Below are 21,688 nucleotides of genomic sequence, written 5' to 3'. Positions count from 1 at the left end.
CCTTTTTTAGGTGTTTCTTCTGAAGATTTTTCTTTCACTTGGGGATGAAGCGCTTTGTAACATTTTATTTGAGGGAGATGAAAGCATCCAATCTGATATGCTTCTATGTTTCCGAAATAATAGCTAGCTTTATCAATCAATAACTCTTAATGGAGATGGTGTTTTAGGGGATAAACAACAAAGCTATTCGAGCGATTTTTTTCATGAAAGAGTGTTCAGAATAAAAAAGGCAGCATATTATGCCGCCTTTTTGTTACATTGAATAGAATAGCTATTTTATAGTTTTTCTTTAAAACTTATAGCGTATTCCACCTGAAAAGCTTGCTCCAGAGATACCGGTTTTTTGCAGCTTTTGTTGATAACTAACATCACCATGAAGGGAGAGATTTTGAGAAAGTTGCGCATTGATGCCAACGCCTCCTTCAAGGGAAGTTCCGGTCGTGTCAAGGTCAAAGTCTTTGCCCATCTGTATTGTACTATCATCCCCAAAGGTTTTGAGAAGGTTTAATTTTCCATAAAAAGAAAGAGGACGGTTCTTTTGAGTGGAAACTGTTTTTGTTAAACGTCCACCAATTCGTGCTAACCATTGATGAGGATTTTTCATATCAATTTTTAAGTTATCGACATCGACAAGGGTGTCAAACATTAAACGTTGATACACCAGTTGGGCTTGTGGTTCGAAAGAAACGCCTTCAAGACCTGTTGCAAATTGTTTCCCAATGGTGGCGGCAACACTCAGTGTTTTTGCATTTTTTAATTTTGCGGTGTTTCCTCTGATGGCATTGGTGATATGGCCTTTGAGGATACCGTAAGATAAAAGTGCATCGATATAGAAACCACTGTTGTGTTCTATGCTTCCATAGGCTGTCACGGCCCATTTATCCAACGTGCTCTTTCCTGCATCTGGCATATCTTTTGGCGTAAAGGAGAGGCGTCCGTAAGTTCCCCCTAATCCTAGATGAGTTGTGGTATTTTGTCCTTCTAAGGTTGCCAATGCAACACCGGCTTGGAGAGAAGCATAGCGGAAATCAGCTCCATAACCGTATTTGAGAGGACCACGTTTGGAAGATAAGGTTGCTGTATTTCCATAGGTGTTTAAGAAGAATGCGTTCTTTATTCCTTGTCCCAGTCCTTGTCTTTGTTCTGTGGCTGACATTCTCATACTGGCTAAAAACGCGTCTTGTTTAGCAATATCGGTTAATCCAGCGTGAAAGAGAGCATTCGGCATGACGATATAGCTTGCTGCTTGTGGAACAAGTTCTTCGGCGGTTAAATCAGGGTCAAGAAAGCCTTTATGTAAACGGAAATCCCAAAAATTTTCATCTTTTGTATCAAAGAGGTTTTGGTCAATATTTGCTTGGCCATGACTTGAGTCTGGTCCGTAACCGGTTAGCGTATATTTATAAGGCAAACCACCTCTTGTGGTATAACCATGCGCTAATTTAAAGGAATCTTCCTCTGCTTCTCCAGAGACTTGGATCAGTGAAAGCCCACCAGTGTTTGAAGGGTCAGAAGCATTTTCTACAAAACTTTCCTCTCCTCTATCGCTGTCAATATAAACGGTTGTTTTGCCAGTGACATCACCGTGGATCAACAGTCTATCGGTTTTTTGATCTGCTATGGCAATGCCATCACTCCATGCCGTGTTGAAGTGAATTTCTGCATTTCCAGAAGCGTTGTAGACTTTTGTGTCATCTAGTTTACCAGATCCTATATGCAATGTGTGGTAATGACCATCTTCCGTTGGTCCACTAAAAGCAATCGTGCTATTGTCGAGGTTAAGCGTGGAAATATCAGACCGTGATCTTTGAGCGATATCAAGGAGTTCTCCATTTTCATTTTTTTCTTTTGTACTGGTCTTCAAGATCCATTGTGTTCCATTTTTTAGGTTAAAGCCTACATTTCTCTCTTGTGCAATGTTTGCTCTGCCTTCTAAAGTGGAATGATCTGCGTTTAAGGTAAAGCGACCATTGGTTATTTTCTTAACTTCTTTACCATTCCAGATATTTTTATCTTTCAAAGAAATTTTGTCCCAAAAATCACCGTCATTTAATAACACATCCGCATGAATTTCTGAATTTGTAAGATTAACTTTACCAATTGATAGATTGGGAACATCATCATCATTGTCCTTGGGTGTCAAAACGCTAATGAAAATTCCTGTGCCATTGTCAATATGAAAAATTGCATGGCTTAAATTGATTTCATTGCTACGATATTTTTGTGGATCACTTGGGTGAAGTGAATCATCATCAGAAAAATTTGTGAATTGTAAGCCAGCAATGTCTGCTGTTGCAGAAATATTTTTGAGATCCATATGACCGCCATTTACTACGGCTAACGCAACTTTTTTTGCTTCTATCTCATTTTTAGTGCTATCATTTGCTTTAATTGTAGCACCCTCAGTTGCAAAGAGGCCACTATCAACATCTTTAATAGTTGTGTTACCATTTAATTCAACGACGCTATTAGACTTCCAAATGTTTAAACCAACGGTTAATTCTTCAGATTTACCGCCAATTATTGTTAAATCACCATCACTAACAATTTTTCCACCATAATCTGCATAAAGGCCTTCATAAAAACCTTCAATGGTTGTATTGCCTTTTAAAATAATTTCACTACCAGAATCGCTAGTCCATATACCAGAGCGCTCTTCTTCGGGGTCTGAATTTGTTTCTCCGGCGGTTATTTTTAAATGCCCATCACTAACAATTTTACCCCCATTCACTGCTCCAAGACCGTTAAACGTATTTTCAATTGTTGTATGTCCGTGCAATTCAATTTTGCTTTTCGAACCATATGCAATTGCACCGGTTCCATCATCATCTGTTGTTAGAGTAACATCCGTGGCATTGATGAATCCATTTTTTGTTGCTTGCAATGCAGCTTCTGTATTTGTTGCTTTGACTGTTCCACCTGTCATTATAATTTTTGAGTTTTCACCTTCTGCATAGAGCCCATTTCCATAAGATGATTTAATTGTCGCACCATCTTTTATATTAATGGTACTGCCGTTTAAAGCAGATATTGCGTCTCCTTTCGCTTCAAATGATCCTCCAATGATCTCTATTTTAGATTGACTATCTGCAACAATGGCTTTTCTTGCTTGTTGTACGTTTACATTTTCCAGCTTGTTGTTGTCGCTGTTACTGTTTTCGAAGGTCGCACCAAAATCAGAAGCATTAATGGAGCCTCCAGTCATAGAGATTACGCCGCCTTCTTTTGCTTTAAGACCGTGGATAATGGTTGAGTCAGTTCCTTTAATGGTTGTTTTATCCCCCGTTAATGTGACTATACTCCCCTTGCCTTCAGCTGTTACAGCAGCGGGTGATTCTGATGATCCAAGAGGAGGGTTGACAGCTCCTTCGTTAGTGTCTTTATTGGTATCTTTATTTCCGGTGACTGTTAAATTTTCACCAGTGATTTTTCCACCCTTTTCTGCGTGAATAATTTCATAGCTTCCTTCGGTTTTCCCAGTAACTTCTTGCCCTTCTCCTGAAGCTTTAAGAGCTTCAGCATGGGCAGTGAAATGCATGCTAGAGAGTATGATCGCAACTGTTGCTGTATATGATAAAAGGGATTTTTTATACATCTGTATTCTCCTTTGAAGCCCCCAATATTCATTCCCCCACCGAACTTCACAAGAAGAATAGAAAATGAATTATTGCTTTTAGTTTTGTTAAATTTCCTCTAGCGTAGTAGGATATTTTTGTTTTTTTGTCAAAGGTTGTAAGTAATTTGTGCAGAAGTTCGTGTTATATATAGTTTATGTTTTATTAAATAAGTTTATTTAGTTGTCATCTATAATGGAATTATTTGTTATATAATACGGTGTTAATATTATATATTAATATAAGTAATAAACACAGTATTTAAAAAACACTTATTGTTATTTATAATGGTTAATAAACTTTATGATAAGTACTTTAAAATAAATTTATTTTAAAGTAAAAAGATTTTTTATTACTATATTATTTGCATTTTTTGTGTTTTCTATTGTTTTAATACTGTATGAAAAGTAAAATTTGTTGAAGGTTTTTGATGAGGAGAAAACTTCTCATAAGCGCTTGTCTTAATTGAAGGTGTTAAAACAGGCATATCTTAAATTTAAAAACGTTATTCATATAAATCTTCGTGTTGAAGTTTTGAAATGAATGGGGTTGTGGCTAATACAATGGCACTTTTATTAGAATTGTATTTTTATTAAAAAATCTTTGTTTTTATTATTTAGGGTTTTGGATAAAAATATCTTACATTTTTCTCTCTCTCAAAAGGGAAGGGGATTTTATGAAGCAAGCGATATTATATCAATAAAATTTGGATTGGGCATAATCCTCTCTAGGTATTTCTTCTGAAGACTTTTCTTTCACTTGGAGGTGAAGCGCTTTGTAACATTTTGTTTGAGAGAGATGAAAGCATCCAATCTGATATGCTTCTATGTTTCCGAAATAATAGCTAGCTTTATCAATCAATAACTCTTAATGGAGATGGTGTTTTAGGGGATAAACAACAAAGCTATTCGAGCGATTTTTTTCATGAAAGAGTGTCCAGAATAAAAAAGGCAGCATATTATACTGCCTTTTTGTTAAATTGAATAGAATAGCTATTTTATAGTTTTTATTTAAAACTTATAGCGTATTCCGCCTGAAAAGCTTGCTCCAGAGATACCGGTTTTTTGCAGCTTGTGTTGATAACTAACATCACCGTGAAGGGAGAGCTTTGAAGATAATTGTGCACTGATGCCAAGTCCACCTTCAAGGAAAGAACCCATAGAATCCAGTGGATAATCTTTATCAATATATAGTGCTTGATTATTGCCAAAAGTTTTGGTTGCATTCACTTTTCCATAGAAGGAAAAAGAACGCCCGTTTTCAGTTGTGACAACGGTTTTGGTCAAATGTCCACCAACACGGATCACCCATTGATGCGGATTTTGCATGTCAACATTAAAACCATTGGCATCTGCAATGGTATCAAACGTTAAATGTTGATAAGCGAGTTGTGCTTGTGGCTCAAACGTTAAGCCTTCAATACCGGTTGCAAATTGCTTGCCAACAGTGGTGGAGATGCTCAACATCTTTGCATTTTTAAATTTTGCAGTTTTGCCAATGAGGGCATTGGTGATTTCCCCCTTTAGGATACCATAGGATAACAGCGTATCTAGATAAACGCCATTGTCATGCTGTATGGTTCCATAGGCTGTGAGTGACCATTTATCGAGCGTACTCTTCCCTGCGTCTTGTATTTCTTTTGGGGTGAAAGAAAGACGTCCATAGGTTCCCAAAAGACCCAAATGTGTTGTGGTGTTTTGTCCTTCTAATGTTGCAAAATTAACACCACCTTGTAAAGCAGCATAGCGAAGATGAGCACCGCTATAACCATATTGACGTGGAGCGTTTTGCGAGGATAATGTTCCTGTGCCGCCGTAAGTATATAAGAAGAAAGCGTTTTGTTTTTCTTGTTTGTTCCCTAAGGCAGATGTTCTCATAGTGGCTAACAGTGCATTTTGCTTAGCCATATCAGTCAATTCAGCGTAGAAAATCGCATTGGGCATGATCAAATAACTTGGCACTTGTGGAAGAACTGCTTTTATTCTTAAATGAGGATCTAGAAATTCGTTTTGTAAACGAAAATCCCAAAAATCATCACCGTTTCCTAACAGGTTTTGGTTAGCATTTGCTTTGCCATAATTTGCATCACTTCCATAGGCTTTAAGGATGTATTTATAAGGTAAACCTTTTATTGCCATATAGCTATGCTCTAGTTTGAAAGCGTTTTTATTTGCTTTTCCAGAAACTTGAACCAGTGAAATGCCAAGGGTATTTAAGGGGTCAGAATCGTCTGCTTGTATAGTTTCTTTTTCTAAAGGATTTTGGAAATAAATGGTTGTGATACCTGATACGTCGCCTTGAATGAGAAGACGATCGGTTTTTTGTTTGCCTATTGCTGCGCCATCGCTCCATTCAGTATTGAAATAAATTTTTGCGCTTCCTGTTGCGTTGTAGACGGCAGAAGTGTCTCGTTTACCAGCCCCTATATGAAGCGTTTGATATTGTGTTTCTGTTGGCACATCAAAAGTGATAGAGCTATTATCAAGATTAAGCACAGCAACATCAGAGCGTGATCTTTTGGTAATATCAAGTAGATTGCCATCAGCATCTTTTTCTTTTGTGCTGGTCTTTAAAAGCCATTTTGAGCCATTGATGAGACTCAAAGATGCTTGATCGACTTTATCAGAGTCATTGGCTAAAATTCTTGCTCCACCTTCTAAAACAGAGTTATCTGCAGTTATGTAAGATACTCCAGGTTTTTTTGTATCAACAGTGGCGACTAATAAAAGATCAGCAAAAACTTTTGAATTTTTTAGCATGATCTTTGATTGATTACCTTGCGTCTTTAGCGCATTTTCTGCAGCATTTATGACAACATTTTCAAGATCCATCTGTCCACCGGCTTTTGTGTATACCGCAGACTGTGGCCCCATTGTCGTCAATGTTCCTCTTGTCATTGAGATTTTTGCGTTTTGTTCTTCTGCTAGAAGCCCATTTCCTTGAGCATTTATAGCAACATCTGTAAGGTCAATCTGTCCACCAGCTTTAGCATAGGCTGCAGATTGTTCACCAGCTGTTTCTAATGTTTTCCCTGTCATTGAGATTTTTGCGTTTTGTTCTTCTGCTAGAAGCCCATTTCCTTGAGCATTTATAGCAACATCTGTAAGGTCAATCTGTCCACCAGCTTTAGCATAGGCTGCAGATTGTTCACCAGCTGTTTCTAATGTTTTCCCTGTCATTGAGACTTTTGCGTTTTGTCCCTCTGCCAAAAGCCCATTTCCTTGAGCATTTATAGTAACATCTGTAAGATCAATCTGCCCGCTGGCTTTTGCGTGGATTGCAGAGGATGCAGATTGTGAGCCAGTTGTTTGTACAGCTCCTTTTGTCATCGTAATTGTTGACTTTTCTGCTTGTATCCCATTTTGAGCAGAGACAATTGTAACACCATCTTCCAAAATAAGATTGCTATCGTTTCCAGCATATATTCCTAATTCGAGTTTGTCTCCTTTAAATGAACCGGCCGATATTGTTATTTGAGAACCTTTATCCGCATAAAGACCTTTTTTTGCGTCCTTAACGATTACGTCTTTTAAAGTGACTGTGCTGGCATCGGTTTTTATTCCATTTTCTCCGGAAGTAATCGTCACATTTTCTAGCTTATTTTCTTCTCCTGCACTGTTCACAAAGGAAACAGCATTTGTAGAAGATGTTATGGAACCACCGACCATATTTAATACAGAATTTGTTATTTCAGCTCCTAATCCATTTGTCACATCAACGGTGACATCATTGAGTTGAGCGGTACTCTGGTCACTTATTTTCATCCCAGCGATTCTTTGCCGACTCTTCGCTTTCCCTGCAGTAATGCTTCCACCATTGATGATGATTTCGCTGTTTCCATTGATAACAAGCCCCTTTGCTACATGTTCAATGGTTACATTTTCCAAATCAATATGGCTATGCCCAGATGCTTCTGCACCGGTTCCGTCTGCCCAATAATAAGTATCGTATAATGGTTTACCATTTTCACCCGTAAGTTGATTACCATTCTCATCTTCTCTAGGCTTCTTCTGTTCACTCACAGGTCCATAAACTGTTAAATCTTTACCATGGATTATGCTCTTGTCTTTTGCTTCAATTTTTTCATAGGTTGTGCCTGATATGCCTGTTTTTTCTTGTCCATCTGTCGCTGAGAGAATGGGATGAGCATGAGCGTTGAAATGGGCGCTAGAAAGCATCACGATTGTCGCAACTGTGCACGATAAAGTGTGTTTTTTACACATAAGATTGATCCTTTTTATAATTTCCAAAAGTCCCCCGCTTATAAGAAGGATATTAAATGGATGATTGTCTCCAGATAACGAATAGTTTATTTTTATCTTTGTGTAAAGTATAATAACCAGTTGCTTTAGTAAAATACATAATGTTACTATAGTATAAATCTATTATAATATTATTTTAATATTTATATAACACTATAGTATATTTATTTATGAACATATTTTATTTTATGTTAGACATTATTATGTGTTATCCTTCATGCGTTTATGATGAAAGATAAAAAAATATAGAAGATAATAAAAGATAGATAAAGCATAAGAAAGAATAGTCCTATTCTATAGAACGTTTCCTATGTTAAAAATTTTTGACGCTGTTATCTCAAAATCGATAAAGCGATAAATCTTTATTGTTACAACAAGCCTTAAAGTTTGTTGAAGACCCAAAAGTCTTTAAAGGCTCAGTTGAACAAGAGGCAGACAAACAAGCAACCGGTGCCATGCGGCAATTTGAACTGTTGCAAAACCGCGTTGTGGCTTTGGGGGTGACCATCGGTGAAGTGTTGTTGCCCCATGTCAACAGTTTAATGGCCAGTGTGGGTGGTTTTCTAAATGTGCTGATGGCATGGGCGAATGAACACCCTGTTTTAACCGGTGTGATCATCAAAACCATTGCCTCCCTCATGGCTTTTAATATCGCTTTGCGGGTTGTGCGTTTTACCATGGCGGGTACCCGCCTTGGGATTCTTCAATTAATCGGCTCTTTTATCAAGATGAGGGCTGTTAGCGGTGCGCTGAAAGCCAGTTGGCGCGGGCTCTTGGCTTCAGGGCGCTCACTGGGCTTGCTTACTGCAGGACTTGGGGCAAGTTCACTGCGACTCTTGCGCCCTATGACTTTATTGATGGGCGCGTTGCGGGGGATTGCAATTTCAGGTACAGCATTTGCTGCCTCTTTTGGTTGGATAGGAACTGTGATCGAGGTGGTTGGGGCTGGCATTGCCTCTGTTGTTGGGGCTGTTTTTTCGCCAATCGGGGCAGCGGTTGCTGCTGCTATAGCTGTCATATTGGCTCAGTGTTTTATTTTGTGGAAATATTGGGACCGCTTTTCTTCTTTTATAAAAGGCTTTGCACGGGGGATAACACGTGCTTTTGGGCGAGCCTTTGAAGCTGTCATGCGTTTTTTGGTGCCGATACCAGCACCATTACCCGTTGGAAAAACATCATTGCTGCTGCCTTTGATTTCTCTCACCATTGGCAAAAGCTTAAACAGGGACTTGCCTCTGTTTCCAAGTGGTTTGGTAATGTGTGGGATGGGATTAAACAAAGCCTTTCCAATTTTTGGGGGTGGCTTTGTGGCTTTTTTGCCCGCGAAAAGCTCTCTGAGAGTGCCAAGGCTGGTATGGAACAAGCCGGAGAAGCTTTAGCGGATTCGATTGTCGATGGCTTTATGTCGTCTATCTCACAATTGATAGATTTTTGTAAATCTTTGCCTCGCCGCATTAAAGGGTGGATTGGGTCGATTGATTTTAGAGATTATTTGCCAAGTTTTTTGGGAGGCAAAACGTCTATCCAACCACTTGTGCAATTTGCAAGCGCAGGGCATGGCAATGCCCCTCTCACAGAGCGGCGAGAGAAAGAGCGCGTCCCCATCACGCACAATCAAAATGTCACGGTGCATGTCAATGGCGCACGTGATCCCGCCTCGACCGGTTATGCGGTTCGTCATGCTTTGCAACGGGCAGGAGCCAATGCCTTGCACGGCGGCACAGAGTAATGGAGACAACAAAATGAGGGGAAGAGGGGAATGCAAGATCCTTTGCTGATGTTAGGACCGCATCAATTTTATGTGGACTGGTTGAATTTCCAATCGTTTGAGGAAGAGTTTTCTGCTTCATGGATTTGCTTAGAACGTTTTGGCCGTTCCCCTGGTTTGCAATTTACCGGCTATGGCAATGACCCTAAAACCCTCCACGGGGTATTGTTTCCAGAAGAGTTTGGAGACCGTGCGGCCATTGATGCCATCACCAGAACCATTCGGGCAGCAAAACCGGTTCAGATGATCCGTTGGATGCGTGATGATAGCTACAGTGCTTTGATGCATGGTTTAGTCGTGATTACCCATATTCGTAAAGACCATGATTACATTAACCGCTCTGGTCAATCGGGGCGCATTCGCTATTCCATTAGCCTGTTACCGTTTTTTGATGGGGGAAAACCGCAAGGTCAGTATCAAATAGGGCAATATCAGGGGGGACAAGAGGAGGACACCCCATGAAGATCCCCGCAAAGCAGATTGTGATCGAATTAGAGGATATGAGTTTAGACTTGATTTGTTATCAGCATGCCTTGTCTGTTTTAGGAGACTGGAGGCAAGCGGGGTCATTGAGAGGCTATTTAGAAGCCACGCTGGAGGCTAATCCAGAAATTGCGGGATATGGGGCTTTTTTGCCGCGGGGCTTAAAAGTCTTTCTGCCTGAATTTGTCTCATGCGAAAAGAACAGTGTGGTCAAACGGCTATGGGATTAATGCGCACATATCCCTTTATTGAGGTAAGGGTGGGGGAGAAACTTGTTCATGAGGTTTTTTATCAGCGTCTTTTAACGGCAACCATCACGGACAATACGAGTAATGAAGCCGATAGCTTTGAAGCAGAATTTGATGATAGCGGCAAAATGATTTAGAAGTTCCAGCAGCGGACAGTGCACTCCATGTCACCTTTGGTTATCAAGACAGCATTCGTGCCTTTATGGGGCGTTTTGTTGTAGAATCGGTGATCAGTTGTGGGGGCAGTGATGGAGAGATTTTACGCCTTTGTGGCAAAAGCGCTTCCATGCGTGCGGAAATCAAAGAACAGGTGAGCGAACATTTTGACCATCAAACCGTTGGCAAGATTGTTGAGACCCTTGCCAAACGTCATGGCTATCAAGCAAAGGTGAGTCCACAATTTACCAAACAAACCTTGCCTTATGTGGTGCGCACGGATCAATCGGCGATTGATTTTTTAACCCGCCTTGCTGACCGGATGCAGGCGCGTTTTTTGATCAAAGACAATAGGTTTTTATTTTTAAGCGGGGACAATCTTCCTCTCCAGACAATTCATCAACAGGATTGTTCCCATTGGGAATTTAGTCTTGAGCCGCGCACCCAATACGGCACCATTGAAGCCTCTTATTTTGATCGCGCAAAAGGGCAACAGCATTCTGTCAAACATCACACGGGGTATACGGGGCCCATTCGCCGTCTACGAACCTGCTACCCCTGTGAGAGCCAAGCACAAGCAGCAGCAGCCTCTGAGTCGGACAGGCTTTGCCGCGCGATGGGCAGTGGTTCTGTAAGCCTTGAGGGGCGCCCTGAGATCATGGCGGGTCAACCACTGCTATTGCAAGGGTTTCGTAGAGAAATCAATGGTCCATGGCATGCGGCAACCGTGACCCATCGCTATGAAAAACAAAGCGGATACACCACAGAAATCACCTTTGAGGCACCAAATCAAGGAAAAGAGGGATGAGAAAAGGAAACTTAATCAAAACAAAAAATCAAAGGGTCAATTTGATCCTTTGATCGGTCATAATGAACATTTAGAGGAATTGGCGCAAGTTGCACTAATTGCTAGAAGGAGCAATAGTGCAAACATTGCACAATTGCAGAATGAAGAGAAATTGGATCAAGTTGACTCTATTTTTAAAACGAGCAGAACAATTTCAGATTACAATAAAGTCGCGTATGAAGGAAATGAAGAATCAAAGGTGCAACTTGCCCCTTTGATCGGTTGTAATACTTCCTAAGATCAAGATGCAATGTTTGCACTTTGGGTGGGAGAGAGCAATTGGATCAACATGACCCAATTGCTCTTTTAAGGAATAGGAACAACTTGTCCCAATTGCATCAATGACGAGCAATTCGGTCAACTTGACCGAATTCCTTTCGTTTAAGCAATAGGGTAATGTTTACCCGATTCCTCAAAGTTTCTTTTGTTTTTAATAATGCCTCAGGAGTCTAAAAAGCTATTAGGCAATTTATGCTAAAAGAAGACATGCCATTTTATGCAGGTTGCTTCTCAAGTAACGAGATTCCTGTAATAGCATTTTGGCTGATAACTGATTATCAAAAATAGAGACTCATTAAAGGGTCTTTAAATGACCTTTGAAAGGTCTTTGAAGCCCCTTTGAGAACCCTTTAAAAATTATGTGAAAAAAAATAAATTGGTACAAAACCTAGTGTCAAAATATACAAAACCTGCTTGTAGTTTGACACTAGGTTTTGTACTAAGTGGGATTAGGTGGGATTAGATAGGAATACGTGATAATTTGTTGTTTTTATGTATAAAATTTAGCATTAAATGCGTGTTTTGTCAAAATCAATTTTGACACCTAAAATTGCAAGAAATGCTAAAAAAGAGCGAAAATTAGAATTTGAGCGTAAAAATGAGAAAAGGCTTTGAAAGGTCTTTGAAAATCCTTTGAAGATTTTTAAAAAGTCTGTGAAAGCCCAGAAAACCGCCTTTGAAGACCCTTTGAAAAAAATCCGATAAAATGTGAAGCGCATTGCAAAATCAACCTAAAATGACCAAAAAAGCAAAAAAGATACGCGCCATATGGCGCATTTCTATTTTTTGCAGATATAATGTTTTAAAAACAAGGCGTTATTAAAGATTCTTAATGTAAAAAGAAACGCGCCTTCATTTTTCATTTTAAATGATGTTTTAGATGGAATTTTTGGGTGCTTTTAAGTGAGCTTTGCATTTTCAATTTGACGCTTTAAGTGAATCTTAAGAAGAGGGAAACTTGCTTCGACTTCTTCCGTGTCGTTGATGTCTTGGACTAGTTCTTGTAACTTTATACAAAGCTCTGCCGCGAGTTCCGCTATATCTTCAGGGGGGAGTTTTATATTTTCATCGCGATAGGTTGTATAAGCTATGCGACCAAGCTTTTTCATCAGACCAGCAGGGATTGTTTGTGGTTTAAAACCTACAGCTTTCGCCTTTGCTATGTCACAAAACATTTCGCCTTCACCCGTAACGAGCCAATGAGGATTAATGTTATAGGCTGTATAATAGGCGTTAATTGTTGAGCATGTTGGTTCGTGTGCCCCGATTTCATAATTGGCAAGGGTGCCACGTTGTAAATTAAGGCGTTGCGCAAAGATACTACGTTCTTCATTTCCGAATATTCGTCTTATTTCACGCAGGCGTTTTGCCAATGGTGTTTTGGGTTCTAGTTCAGGACGTGCCAAAAATGCTCCTTATTTATATTGAGGTATGTTTTAAGTTATAGGATTTTAAAAAGAGATTCCCCCATTGATTTTAGAGAGGCATTACGCCGTATCTTGTGTAGTTTCTAGATGTACTCTTTCAGCCTCGATTTGACGCTTTAAATGAATCTTAAGAAGAGGGAAACTTGCTTCGACTTCTTCTGTGTCGTTGATGTTTTGAACCAGCTCTTGCAGTTTTTTATAAAGTTCCGCCGCGAGTTCCGCTATATCTTCAGGGGGGAGTTTTATGTTTTCATCGCGATAGGTTGTATAAGCTATGCGACCAAGTTTTTTCATCAATCCAGCAGGAATGGTAGGCACTTTTAAATCTGTAACTTTTGTTACTTCTATAAACATTTCGCCTTCACCTGTAATTAGCCAAGCTAAGTTAACTTTTAATTTTTGCGTTAAAGCAGCTAAAAATTCGACATTAGGAAAAGTAGTGCCTCTTTCAGCGTAGTTATAAACTACTTTATTAATGCCTAAGCGATCAGCTATTTGATTTCGATTAAGTTGCAAACTTTCTCGTATCAAACGCAACCGCTTTGCCTGTTCTGTTTTGGGTTCAATTTCTTTTTTTGCCAAATTACACATTAGTATAAATATTATATTGACATAATATAATACCTATACTATACCTATTATTACCGCCCGCTATAGAGGGCAGTTATTACACAATTAACCCGACAAAAGACGGATTGATGGAGTATCCGTTTTAAGCAGGAGCGAAAGTTTATGACTATCACACAAACATGGGATCGCCATAGTATTTTAGCTGAGCTACGCCGCCGGAACATGACTTTGGCGGAGCTCGCAAAAGCGTATCAAATACCCTCGTCCAGTGTTAAAAATATTTGGACGCGGTCTAACGAGAAAGCCGAGCGTGCAATTGCAGACTTTATCGGTTTACCCGTTGAGCAGGTTTTTGTCGACCGTTACCCTAAGAGTCGCAGTCGTATTTTCAAGGCAGCAAAACATGCCAATACGGATTCTGTTGTTTCTTCCCTATCACGCGGTAATGCTGCTTGAGCCTTAGGCTCTGCGTTTTAGCGCATTTGCCATGTATTTAGATACCATAAGATAAAAAGGTTTATCAATGTCTAAAGATCAATACAAAATAGACAAGAGAAATTGCACACTGTTGCCGCATCAAGCAGCCGATTGGATGGGTTGTTTTTTAAGGTTAGGTGGTCAAGTTTTCTTTATCGGGGGTGGTTATGGTTGCGGCTTATAATTTATGGACCCCAGATGTAAAAAAAGAAATTTTTAATCCGTATTCGGAAGCTGAACGGTTACAAATGATGCTTTCCTGTTCTTTAAAAGCGGTGAGTGGTGGATTTCGGCATGTACCAATCCGGTATATTATTGACCCTCCGCATGGCTTGTTTGATGCGGTATTGGCGCGGCAGATTGCTATTCATATCTTGCATTATCAGTTTGAGGTTCCGCGGCGGCGTATTGTTGCCATGCAAACACGTAAGCAAACTGCTATTTTCCTTGCTTTGCAAGTCATTAATCGGCGTTTGGAAGAGCCTGTATTTGCTAGAGCCTATCGAAGGTGGGTGGGGCGTGCGATGGATTTGTTTTTACGAGAAATGGACAAGGCGGTTGGATAATGGCACGGTTTCAAGAGATTGCGTTAGATTTGATTGTTGTACCGGAGCGTATACGCCCTGTTGATGATGAGCATGCCAAGGCGCTTGCCCAATCGATGGCACGAGAAGGGTTGATGAATCCGATTACCGTGCGCCATACGCCCAATGCGAAAGAGGGGCATTATACGTTGATTGCGGGTGCGCATCGGTTACGGGCGGCTGAGCTTTTAGGGTATGGCGCCATTGATGCTGTTGTGGTGCAAGCGGATAAAGAAAATGCTGCGCTTTTAGAAGTGGCAGAGAACTTGTTTCGCAATGAATTATCAGTGATTGACCGCGCCTTGTTTGTGCAGACTTACCGTGAATTGTGGGAAAAGAAGTATGGGGAAATTAAGCGTGGTGGGGACTACGGTAATCAATATACAAAGGACAAAGTGGCAAAGGGACAAGTTGTCCCTTTGCCAAATGATGGTTCTGTAGAGCACCATGAAACGGGGTGTGAAGGGGATAAAGTGGCAAAGGATCAAGTTGATCCTTTGCCAAATGATAGTGACTTAAATGGCAAAGGGACAGTTTTATCTTTTTCTAAACATGTGGCGGATCGTATTGGTTTGTCTCAAGTTTCAGTAAAGCGTCTTAACAGCATTGCCCAGCATTTACAGCCGGAGTTGCGGTCTGTTTTGCGGGGGACCGCCTTGGCGGATAATCAAGCGCAGTTGTTGAAGTTGGCAAAGATGGAGCCGGTTGCGCAGCGGCGGGTGGCGATTGCTTTGCAACAAGTTGAGGGGGATTTGCGGCGGGCTGTTGATTTGGTCAATGGGATTAATATACCCCCGAAAGTTAATGAACAAGAACGGATTTTTAGCCAATTGTTAGGAATATGGCAGAGAGCGGATGCACAGACACGGGCGCGGTTTTATGATTATTTAAACAAGCAATCGGGGGAGGAGCAGGCATGAAGACGCGTGGTTCTCATCAACTTGATTTTTTTCAACAGCCGGTTTTCCCTTGTCGTGAACCCGTTACGCAGATTGATTTAGAGCGGTTTCGCTCTCGCATTAAGCGGGCTATGGCGCGGGCTTTGCGAGAATGTCGCTATGAGCGCAGTGAGATTGCAGAGCGTATGGCGCATTATTTAGGCATTGGTTGTTTGAGTAAGGCGAGTTTGGATGCTTATGTTGCTGAAAGTAAGCAGGTGGATATTTCCCTGCCGCGCTTTAAAGCTTTTGTACGGGCGACGGGCGCCTTTTGGCTTTGGGATGAGGTGGTGAGTGAGGATGGTTTGCTGTTGTTGCAAGGGGATGAAGCGCGTTTGGCTGAAATTGCAAGGTTGCAGCAGGAACAGCGTGAGATTGCCGCACAATTAAAAGCGATGCGTGCGGTTCCGGTGCGCATTAAGAGGGGGCAGCCATGAAGGAATGGTTTAGTATTGCTGAATTGGCTGAAGCGGCTTTGCCAGGGTTGCCGCAAAGTAAGGGCGGATTGCGTAAAATTTTGGCGACCACATGGCGTCATCAAAGTGAATTGATACGTAAAGTTAAAGGCGTTTCTCGTCCTGTTGTGGAGATTCACATTTCTTTATTACCGGAAGGGGCGCGGACGGCGTTGTTGTTGCGGGAGGGGAGTGTTGATGTTTTGTGCAAGGCAGAGCAGACGAGACAAAAAGAAGCGCTTTGGGCGCGTTATGAAGGGCTTTCAAAGGTGCATAAAAGCCGTTGTGAACAGCGTTTGAAGGCGCTTTGTTTTTGGGAAGATTTACTCCATGCCGGTATAGGGGTGCATGATGCGGCAAGCCGATGTGCGGTGCAGTTTGGGGTTAGCCGGATGTCGCTTTTTAATTGGCGGCAGATGGTTGAAGGTGTTGACCGGTGTGATTGGTTGGCAGCACTGGCGCCTTGTTATGGTGAGGAGACTGTTTCGCCGTTTGCTCCCTGTCATGAAGAGGCTTTTGAGATTTTATGTTCGGATTATTTACGCCCTTCACGCCCTGCTTTTTCGGCATGTTATCGGCGGATGGTTGGGGTTGCGCGGGAAAAAGGTTGGGCGCCAATCCCTTCAGAGCGGGCGTTACGCCGGCGTTTTAAGGCGCAAGTTTCCAAAGCGGTTGTAGCGTTAGCGCGGGAAGGTGAGGAGAAGGCAAAAAAGCTTTATCCTGCTCAACGGCGTGATCGGCGTGCCTTGCATGCAATGGAAGCGGTGAATATGGACGGGCATAAGTTGGATGTTTTTGTAAGCGTTCCTTGGACAGAAAAGCCTGTACGGCTTTATTTGATTGCCATTCAAGATCTTTATTCAGGCAAGATTTTATCATGGCGCTTATCAGATGCTGAGACTTGGGAAATCGTACGCTTGGTGATTGGGGATATGGTGGAAGCTTATGGGATACCGGAGCGTATGACTTTGGATAATGGGCGTGCTTTTACCAGCAAATGGATTTCTGGGGGTGTGCAAAACCGCTTTCGTTTTAAGATTAAGGCGGATGAACCGCAGGGACTTTTGACCAGTTTGGGCATTCAATTGCAATGGACGACCCCTTATAGCGGGCAATCCAAGCCGATTGAGCGGGCATGGCGTGATTTGGCAGAAGCGATTTCCAAACACCCGTTATGTGCGGGGGCTTATACGGGTCATAAGCCGGATGCAAAACCAGAAGATTATGGCAAGCGGGCGATCAATTTGGAAGAATTCAAAGCCCATGTTGGGGCGCAGATTGTGGCGCATAATGCGCAAGCAGGGCGCAAGGCGCAGACATGTGCGGGACGCAGTTTTGATGAGACTTTTGCAGAAAGTATGACAGCAGAAGGGACGATTGTTCGGCAAGCAACAGCGGCACAGAGGGCTTTATGGCTTTTAACCTCAGAAGCATTGCGTACGCAAAAGGGCACGGGTGAGATTCATTTTTATGGCAATCGCTATTGGGCGCGGGCGTTAAATAGCTATGCGGGCGAAAAGGTGATTGTGCGTTTTGACCCAGATCATTTACAGCAGGATTTGCGGGTTTATGATTTGAATAATCAGTTGCTTTGTCTGGCACCTTGCCTTGCGGATGTTGGTTTTTATGATCAACGGGCAGCGCGTTTGAATGGGCGTTTGCGCAAAGAATATGTGAGAGCTGTCAAAACAGAAAAGCAATTGGCAGCAAAGCTTGCGCCGGACCAATTGGCAGATGTTTATGCAAAAGTTGCACGAAGGGATGATGATGCACAATCTAAGCGTCCTGTTTCCCCAAAGGTAAGCCGCTTGATGCCAAAGAATGCGGGGAATCTCGCTTTAAAAGCCCCTGATGCGGTTTTAGGGGATGATGAGGCTTTAGATTCTCGAGAATTTAGTCAACATTTGCACCAAGCTTTAAGGCGTCTTAACGCTTCACGTGAGGTGCATGAAGTGATCAAGTTTCCTAAACGATAGAGAAGGGGAACTTACAAAGGGCCGTTTTTTGTTTCGCGTACGGTTTTATTCATTATCAAGAAAGGGGGAGGAGAAGTCTTAATCCATTTCAATATTTTAAATCAATACAATTAAGTTTTCAGGTTCTTTTGCCTTGATTTAGTTTGAGCGCGGAGCCGTGAAGTTAGCAAGTTCCCCGATGTGTGAGAAAGAGAGGGGGATTTGTCAGGGAGCCGGTTTGTGTTTTGCGTACGGCTATTAATGTTCATTGGACAGAAAAGATAAGGGTCAAGGTTTGAGCCCTTCCCCTTATCATTTGTCTAAATCAATACGAGAGGGGAATATATATGAAGTACGCGATAAATGCAACCGTTGATAAAAATCCTTGGGCTCGACCTAAAAAACAGCCCGATGAAGAAACCCAAAACTGCAATAGTGATGATATTGCTTTATGGAATGCACTTGTGGATTCAGTGATCGCTCTGGCACAGACGAATGGCTGGACTAAGGCAGAAGTAGCACGGCGCATAGGTATGCCGGATGGCACCTTTTCGCAGTGGTATGCGGGTAGTTATGCGGGAAAATTTGGCAAGCAAAATGCGAAGGTTCAACAATGGGTTGACGCATTAAAAGAAACAGCAGGGCTTTTGGAGATGATACCAGAAAAGCCTGCGTTTCGAAAGAACCGTATAGCTTGTGAAATCATTGATACTTTAACCTTGGCACAAAGTACGGGGGATATGGTGATGATTACCCTTGATGCGGGCAGTGGTAAGACCGTAACCTGCCGCCATTACCGTGCAACCCGCCCGCATGTTTATCTGGTCACCGCAAGCCCGCATACGCGCAGTGTTCATGGTATTTTGAATGATATGGCAGCAGAATTGGATGTGGTGGAATATAACCCTGCGCGTCTGACGCGTGCTATTGGTAAAAAGTTAGAGCGCGTGGGGGGTGGAACATTGTTGATCGTTGATGAGGCGCAAAATTTAACGGATGAGGCGATTAATCAGTTGCGTCACTTTGTTGATATCAATGGTACGGGGCTCGCTTTGGTTGGCAATGATGAGATTTCGGGGCGTTTGGTTCATCGTCAAAATGGTCCTTCTTATGCGCAAATTAAAAGCCGTTTGGCGATGCATTTGAAGCGGCGCAAACCCTATAGCGAAGATATTGCAGCGCGTATTTGCGATTGGGGAATTGAAGATGCTGGTGCGATAAAGTTTTTGACCGGTATTGGTTTGAAAGCTGGAGCTTTACGGCAAATTGATAAAACCATGATGTTGGCGCGCATGGCAGCGCTTGGAGATGGGGGTGAGGAAGTAACACTGAAACATGTCAAAGCCGCATGGAAAAACCGCAATGTGGAGGAATTGGCATGATGAGCTTAAGCCCTAAGGAATTATCCGATACGCTTGTTGGTCTTTATGATGATTATCAAAGTGGTTTGGATATTAGCGAAGAACTTAAATTGTGTGTGGATTTGGCTTTATCGCTTGAATTGGAATTGAGTGTTCACCGTTTGGGGGAAGCAGATGCGGTTTTGGAGGTGCAAGTTGCAGAAGTTTTGTCTGATGATAGCGTTTCTGATGGGGATAAAGATGAGAGCAATCGTGTGATTTATATGGATTTTGGAGGAGATAAATAATGGAACGCAACCCTTATTTGGTGAGAGATTGCTTGATTTCATTGCGCACTGGTTTTTTGCCCTATGAGATGGATGGCATTTTTTTACGAGCGCAAGATGTTCGAGAATTAAATGCGTATTTACGCCGTTTAGCGGGCTATAACCACATTTTAGGTCATGAGCTTATGCGGTGTCGTTGGCAATTGAAAGCGGGATACGATCCTTTATCGGCTGTTGTTTTGCCGTTTCGTCGTTTTCAGGAAAAGAAGTAGGAATTTAGCGATGAATAAACAGATTGAACTTGAAGGTGTGCATTATATGAAGGATGCCAAAGGCGCTTTGGTACCGGTGGATATGATCCGCCCTGCGGATTTGTTGGAAGATGAGACGGTGCGGAAGGTTATGGGGTATGCCAAGGAGCTTTCAGCACAGATTGCGCGTTTTAACAGCCATACGGTTGCGGATTTGAGTGATTTTGATAGCTTGCTTGCACAGGAATATGGTGTGGCGCGGCGTGGTAAAAAGGGCAATTGCACTTACACAAGTTTTGATGGTTTGCAACGTATTAAGGTGCAGGTACAGGAAAGCTTTGATTTTGGTCCGCAATTGCAAATTGCCAAAAGCCTTCTTGATGAGTGTTTGAATGAATGGTCTGCGGATGCGCGCCCAGAAATCCGTGCGATTATTACGCGTGCTTTTAATACGGATAAAGAAGGCAAGGTGAATCGGGGTGAAATTTTTATGCTGTTGCGCTTGGATATCAGTGATCCCCGCTGGAGAGAAGCGATGCGGGCAATCCGTGAAGCTATCCGTGTGACGACCTCTAAGGAATATGTGCGTTTTTATGAACGCGACACATTAGAAAGCCCTTGGTGCCCCGTCACCCTTGATATGGCGAAGACGTGAGGGGAAGACATGTCTTTGGCGGCTATTCATATGGGCAGGCGTGCTTTAGCGCTTGATGATGAAACCTATCGGGCGATGCTTTATCGCCTGACAGGCAAACATTCGGCAAAAGATTTAAGCTTTTCAGAACGGCGTTTGGTGATGGCTGAAATGCATGCTTGGGGCTTTCAGCCAAAAGCTAAGCTTTTAGAGGGCAAATATGCCAAAAAGCTTCAAGCTTTATGGATTGCAGGGTGGAATCTTGGCATTATTCGTGATCGTTCAGATCAAGCTTTACTTGCCTTTGTCAAAAGGCAGACGGGGCTTGATCATATTCGATTTTTACGCGATAGCGATGATGCGGGCTGTGCCATTGAAGCGTTGAAAAGCTGGTTGCAGCGTGAGGGTGGGGTTGACTGGAGAGGAAAAAAGCTTCAAGATTTCAAGGGGGATAAGCCCAGTATTGCTATTTTGTGTGCCCAATGGAAGCGTTTGCACCCCAGTGCTTTGTTTGATGGGGAGGCGTTTTGTCAAAGTGTTATGGGGTTAAGTGGTAAAGCTTTGGGGGAGATGGATGGGGGCGATTTTATAAAAGTGATGAATGATTGGGGGCGGGTTATCCGTCGAGATGTGAAATAAAGAGGAATAAGCCTGTATGCAGGGTGAAGCTTATAGCCATTTTCCCCTTATCTTGCGTGAGATTGTGACGGTTGCTGGTATGGAAGCAGCGTGGAATATGGTGCGGGCTTTTGGAGGACGACAAGTTTATCTTCCAGGACGGCTTGAAAATGCGGATTGGTTGATTGAAATTGTAGGGTTTGAGGAGGCAGAGCAACTTATTCGTTATTTTTGTTTGAATGGTTCGGGGGTGCGCCTTCTGATCCCTCTTTGTACCAATGTATCACGGCGGCAAAAAATGATCAAAGCCTTAAAAAAAGGCTGGTCTGCGGATGATGCGGCGGCTGTTTCTGGGATGCATGTGCGCACTGCCTATCGCTTGAAGAAGAAAATATCTTCTTTGGCATCAGAAGATTTTTTATTTCCAGAATTCAATGAACCTATCGTTTAGGCACCCCTAAAATTTAATCCCTTTAGCTTGAAGGGCATATTGAT

20 protein-coding genes and 1 pseudogene are annotated in these 21,688 nt (G+C 42.1%); 17 read left to right on the top strand and 4 right to left on the bottom strand.

The genetic code is table 11. The annotated features are described in order from the left end of the window. Positions 1 to 289 precede the first annotated feature (289 nt). A complete protein-coding gene (locus AC6ER9_RS01065; protein ID WP_497074623.1) occupies positions 290 to 3,595 on the bottom strand; it encodes an autotransporter family protein in 3,306 nt (1,101 codons plus the stop codon). 1,029 nt (positions 3,596 to 4,624) lie between these two features. Then, entirely contained in the window at positions 4,625 to 7,837 is a 3,213-nt protein-coding gene (locus tag AC6ER9_RS01060) for an autotransporter family protein (protein WP_497074622.1), read from the bottom strand. A gap of 404 nt (positions 7,838 to 8,241) precedes the next feature. On the opposite strand from AC6ER9_RS01060, the gene AC6ER9_RS01055 reads away from it, so the two are divergent. From AC6ER9_RS01055 to AC6ER9_RS01030, 6 genes and pseudogenes are all read left to right on the top strand, one after another. Then, positions 8,242 to 9,255 carry a phage tail tape measure protein gene (locus AC6ER9_RS01055; protein WP_497074621.1) on the top strand — a complete coding sequence of 338 codons (1,014 nt, stop codon included), beginning with the start codon at positions 8,242 to 8,244 and terminating at the stop codon, positions 9,253 to 9,255. Then, positions 9,231 to 9,605 carry a hypothetical protein gene (locus AC6ER9_RS01050; RefSeq protein ID WP_497074620.1) on the top strand — a complete coding sequence of 125 codons (375 nt, stop codon included), beginning with the start codon at positions 9,231 to 9,233 and terminating at the stop codon, positions 9,603 to 9,605. The genes AC6ER9_RS01055 and AC6ER9_RS01050 overlap by 25 nt, the downstream gene beginning before the upstream one ends. Positions 9,606 to 9,635: 30 nt before the next feature. After that, positions 9,636 to 10,106, top strand: a complete 471-nt coding sequence (locus AC6ER9_RS01045; protein WP_497074619.1) for a phage tail protein — start codon at positions 9,636 to 9,638, stop codon at positions 10,104 to 10,106. Next, positions 10,103 to 10,357 (top strand): tail protein X, encoded by a 255-nt coding sequence (locus tag AC6ER9_RS01040; protein ID WP_497074618.1) that lies wholly within the window; start codon positions 10,103 to 10,105, stop codon positions 10,355 to 10,357. Before AC6ER9_RS01045 ends, AC6ER9_RS01040 begins: the two co-directional genes overlap by 4 nt. Beyond that, positions 10,357 to 11,339 (top strand): annotated as a pseudogene (locus AC6ER9_RS01035) (phage late control D family protein). Before AC6ER9_RS01040 ends, AC6ER9_RS01035 begins: the two are co-directional and overlap by 1 nt. Before the next feature lie 49 nt (positions 11,340 to 11,388). Beyond that, positions 11,389 to 11,616 carry a hypothetical protein gene (locus tag AC6ER9_RS01030; RefSeq protein WP_497074617.1) on the top strand — a complete coding sequence of 76 codons (228 nt, stop codon included), beginning with the start codon at positions 11,389 to 11,391 and terminating at the stop codon, positions 11,614 to 11,616. Between the two features lie 940 nt (positions 11,617 to 12,556). Here the strand turns inward: AC6ER9_RS01030 and AC6ER9_RS01025 are convergent. After that, positions 12,557 to 13,063, bottom strand: coding sequence for a helix-turn-helix domain-containing protein (locus AC6ER9_RS01025; RefSeq protein WP_497074616.1), 507 nt, complete (start codon positions 13,061 to 13,063; stop codon positions 12,557 to 12,559). Between the two features lie 81 nt (positions 13,064 to 13,144). After that, positions 13,145 to 13,666 (bottom strand): helix-turn-helix domain-containing protein, encoded by a 522-nt coding sequence (locus AC6ER9_RS01020; RefSeq protein WP_497074615.1) that lies wholly within the window; start codon positions 13,664 to 13,666, stop codon positions 13,145 to 13,147. A gap of 150 nt (positions 13,667 to 13,816) precedes the next feature. On the opposite strand from AC6ER9_RS01020, the gene AC6ER9_RS01015 reads away from it, so the two are divergent. The 11 genes from AC6ER9_RS01015 (at position 13,817) to AC6ER9_RS00965 (ending at position 21,644) form a co-directional block, all read left to right on the top strand. Next, on the top strand, positions 13,817 to 14,110 hold the full coding sequence (locus AC6ER9_RS01015) for a helix-turn-helix domain-containing protein (protein WP_497074614.1): 294 nt from the start codon (positions 13,817 to 13,819) through the stop codon (positions 14,108 to 14,110). Positions 14,111 to 14,298: 188 nt separating this feature from the next. After that, positions 14,299 to 14,697 (top strand): hypothetical protein, encoded by a 399-nt coding sequence (locus tag AC6ER9_RS01010; protein ID WP_497075248.1) that lies wholly within the window; start codon positions 14,299 to 14,301, stop codon positions 14,695 to 14,697. Beyond that, entirely contained in the window at positions 14,697 to 15,635 is a 939-nt protein-coding gene (locus AC6ER9_RS01005) for a ParB/RepB/Spo0J family partition protein (protein WP_497074613.1), read from the top strand. The genes AC6ER9_RS01010 and AC6ER9_RS01005 overlap by 1 nt, the downstream gene beginning before the upstream one ends. After that, positions 15,632 to 16,090: a hypothetical protein gene (locus tag AC6ER9_RS01000; protein WP_208441998.1), complete on the top strand. Its 459-nt coding sequence runs from the start codon at positions 15,632 to 15,634 to the stop codon at positions 16,088 to 16,090. The genes AC6ER9_RS01005 and AC6ER9_RS01000 overlap by 4 nt, the downstream gene beginning before the upstream one ends. Next, entirely contained in the window at positions 16,087 to 18,084 is a 1,998-nt protein-coding gene (locus AC6ER9_RS00995; protein ID WP_497074612.1) for a transposase domain-containing protein, read from the top strand. Before AC6ER9_RS01000 ends, AC6ER9_RS00995 begins: the two co-directional genes overlap by 4 nt. Before the next feature lie 326 nt (positions 18,085 to 18,410). Beyond that, positions 18,411 to 19,445: an AAA family ATPase gene (locus AC6ER9_RS00990; protein WP_497074611.1), complete on the top strand. Its 1,035-nt coding sequence runs from the start codon at positions 18,411 to 18,413 to the stop codon at positions 19,443 to 19,445. Beyond that, positions 19,442 to 19,711 carry a hypothetical protein gene (locus tag AC6ER9_RS00985; RefSeq protein ID WP_497074610.1) on the top strand — a complete coding sequence of 90 codons (270 nt, stop codon included), beginning with the start codon at positions 19,442 to 19,444 and terminating at the stop codon, positions 19,709 to 19,711. The genes AC6ER9_RS00990 and AC6ER9_RS00985 overlap by 4 nt, the downstream gene beginning before the upstream one ends. Then, positions 19,711 to 19,962 carry a hypothetical protein gene (locus tag AC6ER9_RS00980; protein WP_497074609.1) on the top strand — a complete coding sequence of 84 codons (252 nt, stop codon included), beginning with the start codon at positions 19,711 to 19,713 and terminating at the stop codon, positions 19,960 to 19,962. The genes AC6ER9_RS00985 and AC6ER9_RS00980 overlap by 1 nt, the downstream gene beginning before the upstream one ends. Positions 19,963 to 19,972: 10 nt before the next feature. Further along, on the top strand, positions 19,973 to 20,596 hold the full coding sequence (locus tag AC6ER9_RS00975) for a DUF3164 family protein (protein WP_497074608.1): 624 nt from the start codon (positions 19,973 to 19,975) through the stop codon (positions 20,594 to 20,596). Positions 20,597 to 20,605: 9 nt separating this feature from the next. Further along, entirely contained in the window at positions 20,606 to 21,214 is a 609-nt protein-coding gene (locus AC6ER9_RS00970; protein WP_497074607.1) for a regulatory protein GemA, read from the top strand. A 16-nt stretch (positions 21,215 to 21,230) separates the two neighbouring features. Then, entirely contained in the window at positions 21,231 to 21,644 is a 414-nt protein-coding gene (locus tag AC6ER9_RS00965) for a helix-turn-helix domain-containing protein (RefSeq protein ID WP_497074606.1), read from the top strand. The last annotated feature ends 44 nt before the right edge of the window (positions 21,645 to 21,688 follow it).

The sequence above is a fragment of the Bartonella sp. SL317 genome (genome assembly GCF_059687655.1).
The sequence above is the reverse complement of the archived record's forward strand: the minus strand, read 5'-3'. Positions and strand labels throughout refer to the sequence as shown.